Source organism: Methylobacterium sp. FW102-HT35C08, assembly GCF_058790235.1.
The window spans coordinates 4,716,723-4,733,371 of sequence record NZ_JBYTCL010000002.1; the positions used below are offsets into that span (position 1 = coordinate 4,716,723).

Annotated in this window: 17 protein-coding genes; 6 read left to right on the forward strand and 11 right to left on the reverse strand. The window is 72.3% G+C overall.

Annotation, left to right across the window (positions count from 1 at the left end; all coding sequences use genetic code 11):
* Positions 1–10 precede the first annotated feature (10 nt).
* The 3 genes from AC3WSN_RS22345 to AC3WSN_RS22355 are packed head-to-tail and all read right to left on the reverse strand — an operon-like array spanning position 11 to position 1,813.
* On the reverse strand, positions 11–583 hold the full coding sequence (locus AC3WSN_RS22345; protein ID WP_492540940.1) for a YceI family protein: 573 nt from the start codon (positions 581–583) through the stop codon (positions 11–13).
* Positions 580–1,188: a cytochrome b gene (locus tag AC3WSN_RS22350; protein ID WP_492540942.1), complete on the reverse strand. Its 609-nt coding sequence runs from the start codon at positions 1,186–1,188 to the stop codon at positions 580–582. Before AC3WSN_RS22350 ends, AC3WSN_RS22345 begins: the two co-directional genes overlap by 4 nt.
* A gap of 16 nt (positions 1,189–1,204) precedes the next feature.
* Positions 1,205–1,813, reverse strand: coding sequence for a YceI family protein (locus tag AC3WSN_RS22355; protein WP_331293030.1), 609 nt, complete (start codon positions 1,811–1,813; stop codon positions 1,205–1,207).
* A 101-nt stretch (positions 1,814–1,914) separates the two neighbouring features.
* Between AC3WSN_RS22355 and AC3WSN_RS22360 the strand changes: the two genes are divergently transcribed.
* Together AC3WSN_RS22360 and AC3WSN_RS22365 are read left to right on the forward strand one after the other, a co-directional pair.
* Positions 1,915–2,871, forward strand: coding sequence for a LysR family transcriptional regulator (locus AC3WSN_RS22360; RefSeq protein WP_492540945.1), 957 nt, complete (start codon positions 1,915–1,917; stop codon positions 2,869–2,871).
* Positions 2,872–3,047: 176 nt separating this feature from the next.
* The gene (locus tag AC3WSN_RS22365; RefSeq protein ID WP_192710669.1) at positions 3,048–3,410 is read left to right on the forward strand and encodes a cupredoxin domain-containing protein; all 363 of its coding nucleotides are present in this window, start codon (positions 3,048–3,050) and stop codon (positions 3,408–3,410) included.
* 34 nt (positions 3,411–3,444) lie between these two features.
* Here the strand turns inward: AC3WSN_RS22365 and AC3WSN_RS22370 are convergent, their stop codons facing one another.
* From AC3WSN_RS22370 to AC3WSN_RS22380, 3 genes are all read right to left on the reverse strand, one after another.
* Positions 3,445–3,972: a hypothetical protein gene (locus tag AC3WSN_RS22370; protein ID WP_492540954.1), complete on the reverse strand. Its 528-nt coding sequence runs from the start codon at positions 3,970–3,972 to the stop codon at positions 3,445–3,447.
* A gap of 267 nt (positions 3,973–4,239) precedes the next feature.
* Entirely contained in the window at positions 4,240–4,446 is a 207-nt protein-coding gene (locus AC3WSN_RS22375) for a hypothetical protein (RefSeq protein WP_192710667.1), read from the reverse strand.
* Between the two features lie 63 nt (positions 4,447–4,509).
* On the reverse strand, positions 4,510–5,244 hold the full coding sequence (locus tag AC3WSN_RS22380; RefSeq protein WP_492540956.1) for a spermidine synthase: 735 nt from the start codon (positions 5,242–5,244) through the stop codon (positions 4,510–4,512).
* A 172-nt stretch (positions 5,245–5,416) separates the two neighbouring features.
* Between AC3WSN_RS22380 and AC3WSN_RS22385 the strand changes: the two genes are divergently transcribed.
* A complete protein-coding gene (locus tag AC3WSN_RS22385) occupies positions 5,417–5,668 on the forward strand; it encodes a hypothetical protein (protein ID WP_192710665.1) in 252 nt (83 codons plus the stop codon).
* A 21-nt stretch (positions 5,669–5,689) separates the two neighbouring features.
* Here the strand turns inward: AC3WSN_RS22385 and AC3WSN_RS22390 are convergent, their stop codons facing one another.
* The 3 genes from AC3WSN_RS22390 to AC3WSN_RS22400 form a co-directional block, all read right to left on the reverse strand.
* Complete coding sequence (locus AC3WSN_RS22390; protein ID WP_492540959.1) at positions 5,690–6,148, reverse strand: SRPBCC family protein; 459 nt, start codon at positions 6,146–6,148, stop codon at positions 5,690–5,692.
* Between the two features lie 100 nt (positions 6,149–6,248).
* Positions 6,249–6,560 (reverse strand): hypothetical protein, encoded by a 312-nt coding sequence (locus AC3WSN_RS22395; RefSeq protein WP_492540961.1) that lies wholly within the window; start codon positions 6,558–6,560, stop codon positions 6,249–6,251.
* 19 nt (positions 6,561–6,579) lie between these two features.
* Positions 6,580–7,851, reverse strand: coding sequence for a Zn-dependent hydrolase (locus tag AC3WSN_RS22400; RefSeq protein WP_492540962.1), 1,272 nt, complete (start codon positions 7,849–7,851; stop codon positions 6,580–6,582).
* Positions 7,852–8,298: 447 nt separating this feature from the next.
* Here AC3WSN_RS22400 and AC3WSN_RS22405 point away from each other — a divergent pair, with 447 nt between their 5' ends.
* Complete coding sequence (locus AC3WSN_RS22405; RefSeq protein WP_492540964.1) at positions 8,299–8,868, forward strand: PAS domain-containing protein; 570 nt, start codon at positions 8,299–8,301, stop codon at positions 8,866–8,868.
* A 12-nt stretch (positions 8,869–8,880) separates the two neighbouring features.
* Here AC3WSN_RS22405 and AC3WSN_RS22410 read toward each other — a convergent pair whose 3' ends face one another.
* Together AC3WSN_RS22410 and AC3WSN_RS22415 are read right to left on the reverse strand one after the other, a co-directional pair.
* A complete protein-coding gene (locus AC3WSN_RS22410; protein WP_192710660.1) occupies positions 8,881–9,315 on the reverse strand; it encodes a GlcG/HbpS family heme-binding protein in 435 nt (144 codons plus the stop codon).
* A 64-nt stretch (positions 9,316–9,379) separates the two neighbouring features.
* On the reverse strand, positions 9,380–12,673 hold the full coding sequence (locus tag AC3WSN_RS22415; RefSeq protein WP_492540966.1) for a DEAD/DEAH box helicase: 3,294 nt from the start codon (positions 12,671–12,673) through the stop codon (positions 9,380–9,382).
* 419 nt (positions 12,674–13,092) lie between these two features.
* Here AC3WSN_RS22415 and AC3WSN_RS22420 point away from each other — a divergent pair, with 419 nt between their 5' ends.
* On the forward strand, positions 13,093–15,927 hold the full coding sequence (locus AC3WSN_RS22420; protein ID WP_492540968.1) for a PAS domain-containing protein: 2,835 nt from the start codon (positions 13,093–13,095) through the stop codon (positions 15,925–15,927).
* Positions 15,928–16,027: 100 nt separating this feature from the next.
* Positions 16,028–16,297: a hypothetical protein gene (locus AC3WSN_RS22425; RefSeq protein WP_192710657.1), complete on the forward strand. Its 270-nt coding sequence runs from the start codon at positions 16,028–16,030 to the stop codon at positions 16,295–16,297.
* Positions 16,298–16,649 lie beyond the last annotated feature (352 nt).

A 16,649-nucleotide genomic window follows, 5' to 3' on the forward strand; every position in this document is an offset into this window, starting at 1 on the left:
GCGGCCCGCGTCAGTGACCGGCCGCAGGCTGCGCCGTCGCGACGATGTCGATCTCGACCCCGACGTCGAGCGCCACCCACTGGCCTGAGGCCCAGGCCCCCTGCCCGACGCCGAACTCGGTGCGGACCAGGCCGACGCGCCCGGTGGCGTGCGCCCCGCCGCCCTCGAGGGTCAGATGGAACGGCAGCGTCACGGGCCGGCTCGTGCCGCGGATGGTCAGCGTCCCGATTGCCGCGTAGTCGCCCTGCCCCTTGTCGACGAAGCGGGTCGCCTCAAAGCGCGCCTCGCTCGCCGCCTTGACGTCGAACCAATCCTTCTGCGGCAGGGCCCGGTCGCGCTGGACATCCCCGGTCCGCGCGCTAGCGAGGTCGACCAGCACGAGCGCGTGCCCCGCCTCGGGCTTGGCGGGATCGAAATCGACCGCGGCCTTGAACCGCTCGAACCGCCCGGTGAACGGCACGCCGACCTGCACGCCGGAGAACCGGATCGCACTCTTGGCCGGATCCACCGCCCACTCGGCGGCGGCCGCCGGCAGGGCCGCAGTCTGGAGAGCCGCGAGCAGGCAGAGGTGACGCACGTTCATCGGGTCGGCTCCACGGTCGGGCAAGCGGTCAAGGTCCGGCGCCCCGGCAGCATGCGGCGCAGCACGTCGTCGCGCAGGAGGAGGTGGTGGCGCAGGGCCGCCGCCACGTGGACGGCGAGCAAAGCCGCCAGGAACCACGCCCCCAGGGCGTGGACCCGCTTGAGGAGACCCTCGGCGCCGCCCGGGTCGGGGACGAGGTCCGCCAGCGGCAGGTGCGGCCAGGGCACGAGCCCGTACAGCACCGTCGGGATGTTGAACGGCGACAGCGACACCACGGCCCAGCCGGTCAGGGGCAGCCCGATCAGGAGCAGGTACAGCAGGGTGTGCGCCGCCCCGGCCGCCCGGCGCTCCCGCGCCGGCATCCCGGCCGGGTGGGGCGGCGGCCGGTGGGTCAGGCGCCAGAGGACGCGCAGGGCCGTCAGCGCCAGCACGGTGATCCCGACGGATTTGTGCCACTGGTAGAGCTGGAACTGGCGCAGCGGCGCCAAATCCGCATGAGCCATGGTCAGGCCCAGACCGATCAGGACGAGCACGCCCAGCGCGCTCGCCCAGTGCAGCAGGATCGCCACGGCGGAGTACCGCCGCGCGGAAACCCCTCTCGCCATGGCGGATCCTCCCAGGTCAGTCCTGCTTCTCGAAGGCGCCCGCGATGGTGAGGTGCAGCTCGTCGCCGATCAGCGGCACGTAGGTCTTCACGCCGAACTCGGAGCGCTTGAGCGTGCCGGTGGCCTCGAAGCCGACCGTGACCTTCTTGCTCAGCGGGTTCACGCCGGCGCCGACCAGGGTGACGTCGAGCGTCACCGGCTTGGTCACGCCGTGCAGCGTCAGGTCGCCCGTCACCTTCGCGTGGTCCTTGCCGGCGGGCACCACCTTGGTGGACACGAAGGTCATGTCGGGGAACTTGGCGGCGTCGAGCCACTGGTCGCCCTTGAGCTCGTCGGTGAGCTTGGCGCTGGTTGTCGCCACCGAGGCGACCGGGATCTTCACCGACAGCTTGGCGGAAGCTGGGTTCTTCGGCTGCAGCTCCAGCGTGCCGGACACGTCCGAGAAGCCGCCCGCGTAGTTCGAGAAGCCCATGTGGGAGACCCGCCAGCCGACCTGGGTGTGGCCGGGATCGACCGCGTAGGTTCCGGCCTGGATCTGGGCGGGGTCGCGGGTCGGCGGGGTCTGGGCCAGCACCGGGGTGGCGACCAGCAGGGCCAGAAGGCCGGAGGCGAGAATCGACTTCAAGGGTGTCTCCTGCAGAGCAGACGGTCGAGCGCTATTCGCTGCGCCGCAGCAGCCGTGTAGCCCCGTTCACGGCCCCGGTTGAGCCTGCTATCCGGAACCCCATGGTTGCGAGAACGGAAACCTTCCGGGGCGGGCTGGACGATGTGCGGGCCTTCTGCACGGTGGTCGATCTCGGCACGGTCACGGCCGCGGCGGCCAGCCTGCGCGAGACCAAAGGCAGCGTCAGCCGGCGGATCTCCCGGCTAGAGCGGGCGCTCGGTGCCCGGCTGATGGCGCGGACCTCACGGGCGGTCTCGCCGACGGCCGAGGGGCTGGCCTTCTACGCCAAGGCCCAGGAGAGCCTGACGCTCCTCGACGAGGCGGCCGAGACCGCGCGCGACGCCCGCACGGTGCCGGCCGGACACCTGCGATTCACCACCTCGATCGATTTCGGGATCGAGGTGATGCCCGAGATCGTCGCGAGCTTCCGGGACGCCTACCCGCAGATCACCGTGGAGATGCTGAACACCGACGCGCGCCTCGACCTCGCGGCCAACCGGATCGACCTCGCCCTGCGGCTCGGCGGCGCCGAGGAGACCGGCTACCGCGCGCTGGTCCTGGCGACCCTGGCGGTCGGCCTCTACGCCGCCCCCGCCTACCTCGCGCGCCGCCCGGCCCCGGCCGATCTCGCCGGCCTGCGCGACCACGACCTGATCCTCGCGCGCGAGCGATTCGGCGCGGCGGGGCTGCCCCTCTCCGACGGGCAGGGCCGCACGGAGCCGCTCTCCGTGAGCCCAGCGATCCGGGTCAGCGACTTCGCCAGCGCGCACCGCCTGACCCTGGCGGGCGCCGGAATCGGCCATCTGCCGACCCTGGTCGCCGCCCGGGCGGTGGAATCGGGCGCGCTCGTGCGGGTCTTGGCGCCCTGGGCGACCCGCGGGGCGGCGCTGCGGGCCGTGACCCTGGCGGGACGCGAGCTGCCGGCCCGGGTCAACGTATTCCGGGAGCACGTGCGCGAGGCGCTCGCGGCCCGCGATTGCCGCCGCGAACACTCTGATTCTGTAAACGAATACAGTTAAACAGATTAGTATTTCAATATACGTCGCGAGCGGCCCGCGAGATCGCTAAAATCTTATCGTGTCGTGTATCGGGATGTTGAGGGGTGCCGGTCACGATGCAGGGCAGCGGATCCCGGACCGCTCGATGATCGACCCCTCCGTCCCGGGACGCCTCGGATATCGCGCGGACACCCGTCATGCCCCTTTGCAGCAGGTGCCTGCGCCCCACGCTCATCATCGGGACACTCGCGCTGGCCGCTTCGGGCTATGCCGGCGGGTCAGCCTGGGCGATGCTTTCGGACACGGTCCGGATCGTCCTGCAGAAGGGGCGCCATTACACGCCGACCGACCTCTACCTGCGCCGCGGCGACACGATCACCCTGCGCAACGGCGACGAGAGCCTGACCCATCACGCCTTCATCGAGGCGGACCGGTTCTCGTTCGATGCCGGCGACCAGGAGCCCGGCACCGAGACGCGCCTGACGCTCAAGGAGCCCGGCGATTTCGTGATCCAGTGCGGCATCCACCCGAAGATGAAGCTGACCATCCACGTCGATTAGGCGCCCCGGTTTTGGCGGCCGAGGCCGGATGTGGTCAGCTGTCGCGGCCGAAGCCGAGGCCGCGGATGATGTCGCCGATCGGATCGATCCGCCCGGCCGAATCCGGCGCGGCCTGCGCCGGACGGGCGGTCGGCGGGGCGACGGCAGCCCGGTCGGCCTGAGCGGTCCGGGCGTGACGCAGGCGGACCACGCGGCGCACATTGCGCTCGGATCCGCGGACACGATGGACGGCAGCCGCCTTGGGAAGCGGCCCGGCCGAATCCGCCATCTCGCGCGGGAGCGGCAGGGCCGGCGCGGCAACCGGCGGGGTCACTGCAGCCAACTGCGGAGCCGGGACGGCGGACGGGAGCGCGCTCGGGGCCTCGGCGGCACGCCGGATCGCGCCGGTCGTCTCGGGCCCGGCGATCCGGGCCGGCGGATCGGTCCAGGCAACCGGAGCCGCGACCGGACGTGCCGGGCGCGTCTGCACCTCGTAATTGCCCGGATGCAGAGTATGCGCCGCCACAACGAGCCCGAATACGGCAATGGCGGTGGTCGCCAGGGTGGAGCGATAGTGTTCCATGGCGGGAAAAACGAACCGCCAAGCTCCTGGTTCCGCTTGATCCAGGCCGAATCTGCGGAAACAAAAAAGGCCACTCCCGAAGGAGCGGCCCGAAGTCTAGGGAGGAAACGCCCAAGAAGGGCAGCGGGAAGGCGACGCCATCGCCATCCCGCACTGCACAGATAGGATAGTGCATTGCGGTAGGCAATGGCCCGGCGGTTCGGGAGGTATGCATAAGCGACGCGATCGCACCGCCTCTGTATGCGCGAAAAGCATGGATCGAAGCGTCTAGGTCCCGCCCGACTGTCCGTCATGGCCGATCATGCGCTCGACCTCGGCCAGCGCTACGGCGCGGGCGGCATGCTCGGATGCGTGCGGACGGTACGAACCCCGCACCAGCTTGCCCCGGTCGCGGATCGCCCAGGTGAAACGGCCCGGATCATGCCGGCTCGGCCTGACCTCGACTGTGTAGAGATGCCCGCCATTCGCACCCATCCGTAGAATGTGCGGAACGTCGCGGTGCCGGCCTAGGGGGTGCGACCGTGAGCGGCAGCGATCCTAGACGGACCGGGCCACCCGCGGCTGGCCGGAGCGCGGACGAACGGTCTCGGCGGGCCGGTCGGTCCGGGTCCCGATCCAGACCACGTGCTTGGGCCCGCTGCCGCGGCCGCTGGCATGGACCCGCTGCTCGTCGACCGCGAAGCCGGAACGCTGCATCCGGCTCTTGAACTTCCGGTCCGGCGCGCCCGACCAGACGCCCAGGATGCCGCCCGGCCGGAGCGCCCACCGGGCGCGCTTGAGTCCCCAATTGTCGTAGAGCCGGTCGTTCGACCGGCGCATCAGCCCCTCCGGGCCGTTGTCGACGTCGAGGAGGATCGCGTCGTAACGCTCCGGCCCCGCCTGGATCAGGCGGTTCACGTCGGCCTCCTGCAGGTCGACGCGCGGATCGTCCAGGCAGCCGGCGAAGACGTGCGCCAGCGGGCCGCGGGCCCAAGCGATCACGGCCGGCACCAGCTCGGCCACCACGACCCGCGCGTCGGGACCGAGATGCTCGAGCGCCGCCCGCAGGGTGAAGCCCATGCCGAGGCCGCCGATCAGGATCCGGGCCCGGGGCCGGTCCTTGAGCCGCGCGCAGGTCAGCGCCGCGAGCGCGACCTCGGAGCCGCTGCGGCGGTTGTTCATCAACTCGATCGTGTCGGCGAGGATCGCGAACTCGTCGCCGCGCCGCATCAGGCGCAGATCCGTGCCGCCGCCGGGCACCGACCCGGTATCGAGATGAACCCAGGGTATCACGGGAGCCGTCCTCGGTTGGTGACAGGGCCGCCCGTCCGGGACGGGCAGCAGGGTCGGTCGCGGCCCGCGGAGCGGCGCCGAGTGCGGCTTGTGTGCGGCACGTGCGCGCCGTGCAACCCTGCGACCGTCGCCGCGCCTTGCCGCGAGCGATTCCGGCGGCGTATCAGCACCTATGGCCAAGCGCATCAAGTCGAGACCGCAGGAGCGGGGCTTCGTCCTGTTCGATATCGTCTACACGGACGGCTCCCGAGCCTCGAACCGGCGCGTCCCGGTCGAGATCCTCGGCGGCCTGGACGGCGACGAGCCCGCCCGGCAGCTCATCGCCGAGCAGGAGGAGGAGATCGCCCGCAAGTCGGGGCGGCCCGGCCGCGAGATCGAGAGCCTGTCGCGCTCCCCCATCGTCAAGCCGAAGCCGGTTGTCTGAACCGAGCATGGCCGAGACCGCCTAGGCGGTCTCGGCCATCCGGCGGGCGACCTCGTCGCGCACCGCCTCGTTCATCGCGGCGAACCGGGCCTGCGTGCGGGTCCGCAGCCATGGGAACAGGCCGGGCGCGAGCAGGCCCGTGACGGCCATCGCCTGGACGAGGGTGACCCCCTGGCGGGTCTCGGTGATCCGGACGTCGTGCGTGCCCGCGAGCAGGTGGGGCATCGCCGGAATGCCGCCGCGCCAGGTCAGCCGCCGGCCGGGCTCCCAGCAGGTCACCTGCACGCGCAGGGTCAGGTAGGCGCGGCCGTTCAGGGTCAGCTCCAGGCGCCAGCGCGCCCCCGCGCGCCGGGGCCCCTCCGCCTTGCGGATGAACGGGTTCCACGCCGGGTAGGATTCAAGGTCCGTCAGCACGGACCAGACCATCCCGGCCCGGGCCGGGATCGGAAGCTCGGTGCTGCTGACCCGTCCGACCGTCATCCCTCCCGCCTCCCTCCCAACGAACCGCCGCCCGTTCGGGCTCGCGGCCTCCCGCGCGCGGCGCCTTCCGGAGAACACGCTCCGCGAGGGCCGGTGCGGTTCAGGGCGCGCCCTCGACCACCTCCAGCGCCCGCAGGATCGCGAAGCCGATCCGCTCCGCCTCGGCCTCCGCGTCGGCGGTCGCGGGCAGCAGAGCCACGGTCTCGACGGCGGGCGCATCCTCCGGCCCCACGACGACGCGGACCACGTCGCCCTCCGCCGCCGACGGGTCGCGGATCAGGCCGACCCGGTGGCCCGCTCCCGTGCCGAGGACGCGGAGCGGCGGCTGCGCGGGTTCGGGTTCCGGCCCCGAGGCCGGCGCGGCCGTGCGCGGGACCCCGAAGGCCGGACGGATCACGTTGTCGTCGGGCATGCCGGCCCCCTCCCGCCTGTCAGCGCCGCGCGATCCCGGCCGTCGCGAGAACCGCGTCGGCCAGGACCTCCATGCCGGCCCGCGCCCATTCGGGCGTGATGCTCTCGGCCTCGTTGTGGCTGATGCCCCCGTGGCAGGGGCAGAACACCAGGGCCGCCGGCACCGCGCGGGCGCAGTACACTGCGTCGTGGTAGATCGCGGTCGGCATCCGCGTCCAGGCATGGCCGCGCGCTTCGGCCGCGTCCTGGACCCGGTCCACCAGCACCGGGTCGAACGGGGTCGGCGGCGCGCGCCAGAACTCCGCGACGCGGATCGTGACGTCGCGCTCCGCCGCCAGCGCGTCGGCCCGGGCCAGGATCCGCGCCCGCATCGCCTCCAGCTGGTCGGTGTCGCCGTGACGGGTGTCGAGGCTGAACCACACCCGGCCCGGCGTGATGTTGCGGCTCGACGGCTCGGCGGTCAGGACGCCCACGGTGGCGCGGCCACGCTCGTCGCCGGCGCCGACCGCCTCGCGGGCGATCTCCTCCAGGGACGCGATCAGCGCCGCCGCGGCCATCATGGCATCCCGCCGGCCGGCCATGGGACTGCCGGCATGCGCCTCCTCGCCCAGCACGGTGATCTCGTACCAGATCTGGGCCAGCGCTCGGTCGACCACCCCGATGGTCAGGCCGGCATCCTCCAGGCGCTTGCCCTGCTCGATATGCAGCTCGAAATAGGCGCCGATCTCCCGCAGGCCGGCCGGATCGGCCGCGCCCTGCCAGCCGATGCGCCGCAGCTCGTCGCCGAAGACGTGGCCGGCCAGGTCCCGGGTCGCCAGGATGTCGGCCTCGGGAACGATCCCCATGGCGACGCCGCTGCCGCTCATCGGCGGGGCGAAGCGTGCGCCCTCCTCGTTGCACCAGTTGATCAGCAGGAGCGGCGCCTCGGTCTCGATCCCGGCCTCGTGCAGGGCGCGCATGATCTCCAGCCCCGCGAGCACGCCGAGCGGCCCGTCGAACTTGCCCCCGGTGGGCTGGGTGTCGAGGTGGCTGCCGATGGCCACGGGCTTCCGGCTCGGATCCCGCCCGGGGCGGCGGAAGATCATGTTGCCGATCCGGTCCACGGTGAGCGTCAGCCCCACCGCCTCGCCCCAGCGCTGGAACAGGGCCCGCCCCTCGGCGTCCCGATCGGTCAGGGTCTGGCGGTCGTTGCCGCCATTGGGCAGCGCGCCGATCCGCGCGAGTTCCATCAGGCTGTCCCAGAGCCGGTCCTGCGAGAGCGGGAGGTTGGTGCGCTGCGAACCGTGATTCATGGTGCCTCTGCCCGACACGTACCGGAAGTTGCAAGGTTAGGACGCGATCCGGGCCGGCACCAGGGACCGCCAGGACGGATCTTTCGGGATTTCGGGCGCCGTCACGATCCCGCGGCGCGGCCGATCCGGGAGATCACGGCGCGGCGCGGAGGCGTTGCGGCGCTACCGTACCGTCCTCTCCCGCCCGCCCGACAAGTATCCGTCAACGCAAACCGCGGCATTCGCCTGCCGTCGTGCCGCCGACGACTGCTCGATATGGCTTCTTCAAGTTGCCGACGTCCTTGAAGCCTCGTATGGGACTGTCCGGGCGGCCGCGACGACATGTCCGGGGCCGCGCCCTGACCAACGCGCCTATGCCCGCTGGACATCCCGGCGGCTGGGTGCGCGTCTCGCCGCGGGTCCGTCTCCAACCATACGATCGCCGGTCATGCCGGTCAGGGAGGTTTGATGCTTCTGGCTTCCACGGCAGCCCCTGCCCTGCAGGCCGCTGGGTTCGTCGGCACCTGGGATACGGATGTTCCCGCCGGCCGGTCCGTGCTCGACGCCGGCGCCGCCACGATGCTGGCGGGCGACCTGAGCCTCGCCGGCCGGCCGCTGCCCCTCGACGTCGCCCTCGGGCGCGTCCATCCGGAGGACCGCGACTGGGTCTTTGGGAAGATCCGGCGCGTCCGGCAGGAAGGCGGGCCGGTCTCCCTCGAGTTCCGCATCGTGACCGGGACCGGCGAGACCCGGTGGATCCTCAACCGGGGCTGCCTGACCCCCGACGCGGCCGGCACCCTGCGCGGGCGCGGCGCCTATATCGACATCACGGACCTCCACAGCCGGTCGGCGCCGCTGCCGGATGGCAGCGGCGCACCCAAGCCCGAGCCCGTGGATGCGGAACATCTGGACGCGGCGGCCGATCACTGCCTCCAGGTTCACACCGCCCTGGAGCGCCACGGCGACACGTATCTGCGGATGATCTCCGGCATGCTGCTCCTGGGGATCGGCCGCGCGATCGCGCGGCGCGCCCCCTGAGCGCCGTTCGGCTCAGGTCCGCCAGGGATGGGCCGGCAGCTCCGTGCGTCCGATCGCCTTGGCGCCGGCCTCCGCGACGGCATGGTCGTTCTCCACCGTCGAGCCGCTGACGCCGATCGCCCCCGACATCACGCCGTCGGCGTCGACGATCGGGATCCCGCCCGGGAAGGTGATCAGGCCGTCATTCGAGTGCTCGATCCCGTAGAGCGGGCCGCCGGGCTGGGACAGCTGGCCGATCTGACCGGTCATCATGCCGAAGAACACCGACGTCTTGGCCTTCTTGTGGGCAATGTCGATCGACCCGACCCAGGCGTCGTCCATGCGGTGGAACGCCTTCAGGTTGCCGCCGGAATCGACCACCGCGATGCACATCTGGGTGCCGAGCTCGGTCGCCTTCGCCCGGGCGGCGGCGATGGCCTTCTCGGCCTGCTCAATGGTGACGTGCATGGGACACTCCCGTTCGCGTTTCTCCCGGGACAGCCTGTGACGGTTTGTCCAGCCTCGCGCAAGCTCAGCCGGCGCTGTCCCGGGCGGCGCGGATGCGGTCGAGGAGATCGGCCGCCAGCGTCGCGCAGGCGGCGGCGTCGGGACAGGGCCGCTTCCAGACCACGCGCCCCTCGCGCAGGACGATCCCGTCCTCCACCGCCAGGGCGGGGAGCGGCCGGTCGGGCCTGAGATCGGCCGCGACGCCTTGCGGACCGCCCCGGAGCCGGGCCACGCCCAGCTCGCAGCAGGCGGCGCGCAGCCGCGCGAGGTCGAACAGGGCGAGCACCGGGGCTGGGGCCGCGCCGAACCGGTCCTCGACCTCGCCGGCCAGCGCCTCGATCGCCTCGGCCTCGCGCAGGCGCAGCAGCCGCGTGTACAGGCTCAGGCGGATCTCGGGCTCGGGGACGTAATCCTCGGGGATCCGGCTCGGCAGGCCGAGGTCGATCTCCGGGCTCCAATCCTCGGCGCGCTCGCCCTTGGCGGCGGTGATCGCCAGCTGCAGCAGGTGCTGGTAGAGGCCGAGGCCGACGAGCTTGGCGTGGCCCGCCTGGTCCTCGCCGACGAGATCGCCGGCGCCGCGCAGGTCGAGGTCGCGGGCGCTCACCGCGAAGCCGGCGCCGAGACGGTCGAGGGCCTCCAGGGCGCGCAGGCGCTGCAGGGCCGCCGCCGGCGGGGGCGCGGCCGGATCGCTCAGCAGATGGACCGTGCCGCGGCGCTGGCCGCGGCCGACGCGGCCCCGCAGCTGGTGGAGCTGCGCCAGCCCGAACCGGGCGGCGTCCCAGACCAGCATGGTGTTGGCCCGGGGCACGTCGAGCCCGCTCTCGACGATGGCGGTGGCGAGCAGCACGTCGCCGTCGCCCTCGGCGAAGCGGACCATGACCTCGTCCATGGCCGACGGCTTCAGGTCGCCGTGCGCCACCAGGATGTCGAGGCCCGGTACGAGGGCGCGCAGGCGCTCGGCCATCGGGGCGATGTCCTCGATCCGCGGGCAGACCACGAAGCTCTGGCCGCTCCGGCGGTGCTCGCGGATCAGCGCCTCGCGGACCGCGTCCGCGTCGAAGGGGGCCACCACGGTGCGGACCGGCTGGCGCAAAGCGGGGGGCGTGGCGAGCACGCTGAGGCTCTGGAGGCCGACCAGCGCCGCCTGGAGCGTGCGCGGGATCGGGGTCGCGGTGAGCGTCAGCACGTGGCTGCCTTCCGCGAGGCGGCGCAGGTCGGCCTTCATCTTGGCGCCGAAGCGCTGCTCCTCGTCGATCACCGTCAGGCCGAGATCGGCGAAGCGGACGCCGCTGCCGGCGAGCGCGTGGGTGCCGACCACCAGCCGGATCGTGCCGTCGGCGAGCCCCGCCTTGACGCGCTTGGCCTCGGCCGGCGCCACGAGGCGCGAGAGCTGCGCGACCTCGACGCCGAACCGGCCGAAGCGGCGGCGCAGGGTCTCGGCATGCTGGCGCGCCAGCACGGTGGTCGGGGCGATCAAGGCCGCCTGCTTGCCCGAGAAGACCGCGGCCGCGAGCGCCCGCAGGGCCACCTCGGTCTTGCCGAAGCCGACATCGCCGCAGACCAGCCGGTCCATCGGCCGGCCGGAGGCGAGATCGGCCATCAGCGCGTCGACCGCGGCGGCCTGGTCGGGGGTCGGGGCGAAACCGAAGCCGGCGGCGAAGCGCTCCAGGTCGCGGGCCGGCGGCGCCAGGACCGGCGCCGCGGTCTCCCGGCGGGCGCGGGCGGCCTCCAGCATCAGCCGGGCGGTCCGCGCCATGGTGGCCTCCGCCTCCAGGCGGCGGCGGGGCCAGGTGCCGCCGTCGAGCTTGTCGAGGGTGACGGCGTCGGGCTCCGGGCCGTAGCGCCAGATCCGGTCCGCCTGGGACACCGGCACCATCAGGATCGCGTCGCCGGCAAAGCGCAGGCGCAGGGCCTCGGACGGCGCCTCGCCCTGCGTCGCCACCGGCTCCAGCCCGTCGAACACGCACAGACCGCGGTCGCGGTCGACGGCGACGTCGCCGGGGCGCAGATCGACCTCGCCCATCGGCAGCATCGCCCGCGCGCCGCCCGTGACGGCGGCATCCGGACCGAACAGGTCGGCGGCGGCGATCACGGTGGCGCCCTGCTCGGGGACCCGGAAGCCCGCGCCCAGCGGCGCCTCCAGGGCGAGGACGTCGCCCGGCGCCGCCCCGGCGACATCGGCCCAGCCGTCGATCAGGCGGATCGGGCGCTCGGCGATCCGGCCGACCTGGCGCACGAGGCGGCGGAGCGGGCGGACCGTGCCGGCGAGCACGACGACGTCGCCGGCCTTCAGCCGCTCGCGCAGGATCTTGGCGAAGGCGGTTCCCGGCCGACGCTCCCCGGTGAAGACCGGCATCGCGCGGGACTCGCCGGCCGACTCGGTGGCGGCGAGCCGGGCATGTGCCGCCACGAGGTCCCGCCACGCGTCGGGCGCGAGGTAGAGGCCCGCGCCGGCCTGCCCGCGGTCGTCGCGGGCCTTCAGCCGCGCTCGGGCCTCGTCCATCTGCTCGAAGAAGGCGTCGATCCGGGCCTGCATGCCGTCCTCGACCACGAGGCTGGCCTCGGGCACGTAATCCAGCAGGGTGACGAGGCGCGGGTAGTAGCGGTCCAGGCGATGCTCCTGGCCGGTGAAGGGCTCGAAGCTCTGGTTGGAGCCGGGCTCCAGGATGATCTCGGTGGCCGGATCGATCACCAGCGTGTCCGCCTCCGCCACCGAGCGCTGCGAGATCGGATCATAGGAGCGGATCGCGGTGACGCGGCCCTCTGCGTGCTCGATCCGGCAGGGGCGCGGCGCGGCCGCCGGGAAAACCTCCACGGTCCGCCCGCGCACGGCGATCTCGCCGGGCTCGTCGACCCGCTCGTCAAGGATGTAGCCGAGGCGCTTCAGGTCGGCCGTCGCCGCGGCGACGTCGAGGGGATCGCCGACCCGCAGGGTCACGCGGGCCTTGGCCCAGGTCTCCGGGGGCGGCACGCGCTGGACGAGGGCCGGGGCCGTGGTCAGCACGAAATCCGGCAGCGCGTCCCGGTCGGTCAGCCAGCGCATCACGGCCGCCCGGGCGCCCATCGTGGCCCGCGACGGCGAGGCATGGTCGAAGGGCAGGCAGTCCCATTCGGGATAGACCGCGACCTGTGCGTCGGGATCGAGCGCCCGAAGGGTCGCGGCGAGATCCTCCAGGCGCCGCGCGTCCCGGGCGACGTGCACGACCGGGCGGGCCGTCTCGGCAAAGCCGAGGAGCGCCACCGCGAGCGCCCCGGTGGGCATCAGCGGTGCCTCCTCCAGCGCCTGCTGCGCGCCCGCCTTCGTCCTGCGCTTGGCCATGCCCGATCCGAACCTTCCCCTTTGAGCCGCCAACGCCGCACCCGCCGCCGAGGCTCCCGGCCGCGGCGATCCGATCCACAGGCGGCGCCGTCCGCCCCGCGCTGCCGAAACCGCGGCTGCGACACTGGGAACACGCAAACGTGACCGGGGCGGCGCGGGCCGCTGCGGACTGCCTCGGCCGGTTCGACCCATGGCGCCGATATGCAATCAGGAATTGCAGATACTGGTATCCATCGCCGCCGCGCTCGACTATCGGACGATCCGAAAAGCCAGGGCCGCGACGGGATCCAGCGCGGCTCATCAGAAGCTTACCGTCGTGGAACCGGCCAGGGCGCCACGCCCCGGCGCTGCGTTGCAGGGACTCACTTGGGAGGGTCAGGGACGTGAGCTATGACGCTCCCGTGTCGCGGAACAAGCCAATGCCCCGCTCGTCGGGTTTCGAGCCCCAGCATCCCCAGCGGCTCGCCGCTCTGCGCGCCTACGCCATCCTGGACACGCCCCCCGAGCGGGCCTTCGACGAGATCGCCGAGATGGCCGCGCAGGCCTGCGGCACGCCGATGGCGCACATCAATTTCATCGACGCCGACCGGCAGTGGATCAAGGCCGCGTTCGGCCACGCGGCGCGGTCGATGCCCCTCGATTTCGGCTTCTGCACCGAGGCGATGCGCGAGGATGGCATCCTGGTGCTGCCGGATCTGGCAGCGGAGCCGGAGAGCGCCGCCAATCCCCTCGTGACCGGCGAGCCGCACCTGCGCTTCTACGCCGGCGTGCCCCTCGTGACACCGGACGGGTGGGCGCTCGGGACGCTCTGCGTCCTCGACCGCGAGCCGCGCACGCTGTCCGACCAGCAGATCTTCATCCTCAAGGCGCTCGCCCGAACGGTGATGACGCAGTTGGAGACCCGCTGCGCCGAGGCCGCCCTGCGCCGGAGCGAGGAGCGCTACCGCTCGCTGTTCGAGTCCATCGATGCCGGCTTCTGCCTGATCGAGATGAAGTTCGCGGACGGCGGCCGCCCGGTCGATTACCGCTTCCTGGAGGTCAACCCCGCCTTCGCGCAGCAGACCGGCCTAACGGACGTGGTCGGCCGCTGGATGCGGGATAGCGCCCCGGATCACGAGCAGCACTGGTTCGACCTCTACGGCCGGGTCGCGCGCACTGGAGAGCCGGTCCGCTTCGAGCAGGCGGCCGCGGCCCTCGGCCGCTGGTACGAGGTGCATGCCTACCGGGTCGACGGGCCGGTGCGGAACCACGTCGCCGTCCTGTTCAACGACATCACGGAGCGCCGCCGGAGCGAGCTGGCGCTCCAGGCGCGGGAGGCCGAGCTCCGGTTGGTCGCGGACGCGATGCCGGTGCTGATCGCTTTCATCGACCGCAACCTCGTCTACCAGTTCGCCAACGCCGCCTACGAGACCTGGACGGGCCACGCCGCCTTGACGGTCGTCGGGAAGACGGTGCGCAGCCTCCTCGGCGCGGACGCCTTCGAGGCGCGGCGCCCCGCCATCGAGCAGGTGCTGGCCGGCCGCGAGATCCGGCACGAGTGGGCCTGGACCTTCCCCAACGGCGAGGCCCGGATCGCCGATACCCGCTACCTCCCGCGGCGGGGGCCGGACGGTGCGGTCGACGGCTTCTACGTCTTCGCCCACGACGTCTCCGAGCGGAAGCGGAGCGAGATCCTGCTCCAGTCCCGGGCGGAGCGCCTGGAGGCCCAGGTGGCTGCGCAGACCCGCGACCGCGACCGGGTCTGGACCCTCTCGCCGGTGCTGAAGCTCGTCTCGGACGGGGCGGGGCAGGTCCAGTCGGTGAACCCGTCCTGGAGCCGGGCGCTCGGCTGGTCCGAGGAGGAGACCCTGGGCCGCACCGCCCTGGATTTCATCGCGCCTCCGGAGCGCGAGGCCGCCCAGGCGGCCCTGCGGCCGCTCTGCGAGGATCGCCGGGTCGAGGATGTCGAACTGGCCTGCCTGACCCGCGCCGGCGAGCCGCGGCGGGTGCTCTGGACCGTGGTCCCGGAGGACGGGCTGTTCTACGGCTTCGGCCGCGACATCACCGAGCAGCGCCAGGCCGAGGAGGCGCTGCGGCAGTCGCAGAAGCTCGAGGCGATCGGCCAGCTGACCGGCGGCGTGGCGCACGACTTCAACAACCTGCTGACCATCATCCGCTCCTCCGTGGAGTTCCTGCGCCGGCCCGACCTCGCGGAGGAGCGGCGGCGCCGCTACCTCGACGCGGTCTCCGACACCGTTGATCGCGCCGCCAAGCTCACGGGCCAGCTCCTCGCCTTCGCCCGACGGCAGGCCCTCAAGCCGCAGGTCTTCGACATCTGCGCGCGCCTGCGCAGCATCGCCGACATGCTCGACTCGGTGACCGGGGCACGGATCCGCGTCGCCATCGACCTGCCGGAGGCGCCCCGCTTCGTGCGTGCGGACGAGAGCCAGTTCGAGACGGCGCTGATCAACATGGCGGTCAACGCCCGGGACGCGATGGACGGGGAAGGGATCCTGACCCTGCACCTCGATGGCGATCATCCGATGCCGCCGATCCGCGGCCATGCCGGTGCCCCGGGGCCGTTCGTGGCCGTGCGGGTCACCGATACCGGGGCGGGCATCCCCGCCCCGGATCTCGGGCGGATCTTCGAGCCGTTCTTCACAACCAAGGAGATCGGCAAGGGGACCGGGCTCGGCCTCAGCCAGGTGATCGGCTTCGCCAAGCAGTCCGGCGGCGACATCGACGTGGAGAGCGCGGTCGGTCGAGGCACCACCTTCAGCCTCTACCTGCCGCAGGTCGAGGCGCCCTCGGGCGCCGCCGAGGCCGGCGGCGACGACCGGCGGGAGGCGGAGCCGCAACGGGGCCTGTGCATCCTCGTCGTGGAGGACAATGTCGGGGTCGGGCGGTTCTGCACCCAGATCCTGGAGGATCTCGGCCACGCGCCGATCTGGGCGAAATCCGCCGAGGAGGCGCTCACCGAGCTCGACCGGACACCGGACCGCTTCGACGTGGTCTTCTCGGACGTGGTCATGCCCGGCATGGGCGGCTTCGCCCTCGCCCGGCAGTTGCAGGCCAGCCGTCCCGACCTGCCGGTGGTGCTGACCTCGGGCTACAGCCACGTCCTGGCCAAGGACGACGCGCACGGCTTCGCCCTCGTGCGCAAACCCTATTCGGCCGAGCAGCTCGCCCAGGTTCTCTACGAGTCGGCGAAGCGGCGCGGGCCGCCGTCCGCCGTCGCCCGCTACGCCGAGGCGGAAGACATCACGCAAGATTAACGGTTTTTACTAATCTTGGGAGCGTCTTAACCTGGACTGTTTTCGGTTTCCCGAGACAGATGTAGTCTAGGGGCCTCGAAGATCGAGGCTCGATACAGCCATGGCCCTGACCGGACGTTTCTGGTTCCGCCGGACCTGGACCGGCAAGCTGATCCTGCTGGTCGAGGAGGAGCGCGGGCGCTGGTTTCGCCGACGCCGCGGCAGCAGGCTGCGCTGGCGCGACGCCAAGCTGCTCGATCTCGCGGAGGCACCCCTGCGCGGCCTGATGACCCTGGAGCGGACCTACCGGCCCGCGTTCGGCCCCGGAGAGGCGCGCCGTCCACACGGTCTCCCCTCCGCCGTCACGCCGCCCGGCGCCGGCTCCATGTGATACCGGTTCCGGATGATGCGGTCGGCCCCGCCGTCTTCGAGCGGAGCGAAGCCATTCAGGGGCGCGAGACCGGCCGATGTCGCGCTGCCCTGGGTGACGTCGCTGCGCGCGTGATCACGGAGCGGGACACCGCAACCGAAGCGTTCGAACGGAAACCGTATGGAACGGCCGCGGGTCGACCTTCGGAACAAGGCCATGGATCTCGGGTTGACGCAGTGCAGCACAGCGATAGCGTCGCTGTGCTGCGGCCCCTTGTGGGCGTTTCCTCCCTAGACTTCGGACCGCCTCTTTCAGGGACGGTCCTTTTTTTTGGGTCGGCGAGGGTCAACGCGGCCTGCGACAAAAAGTTCTC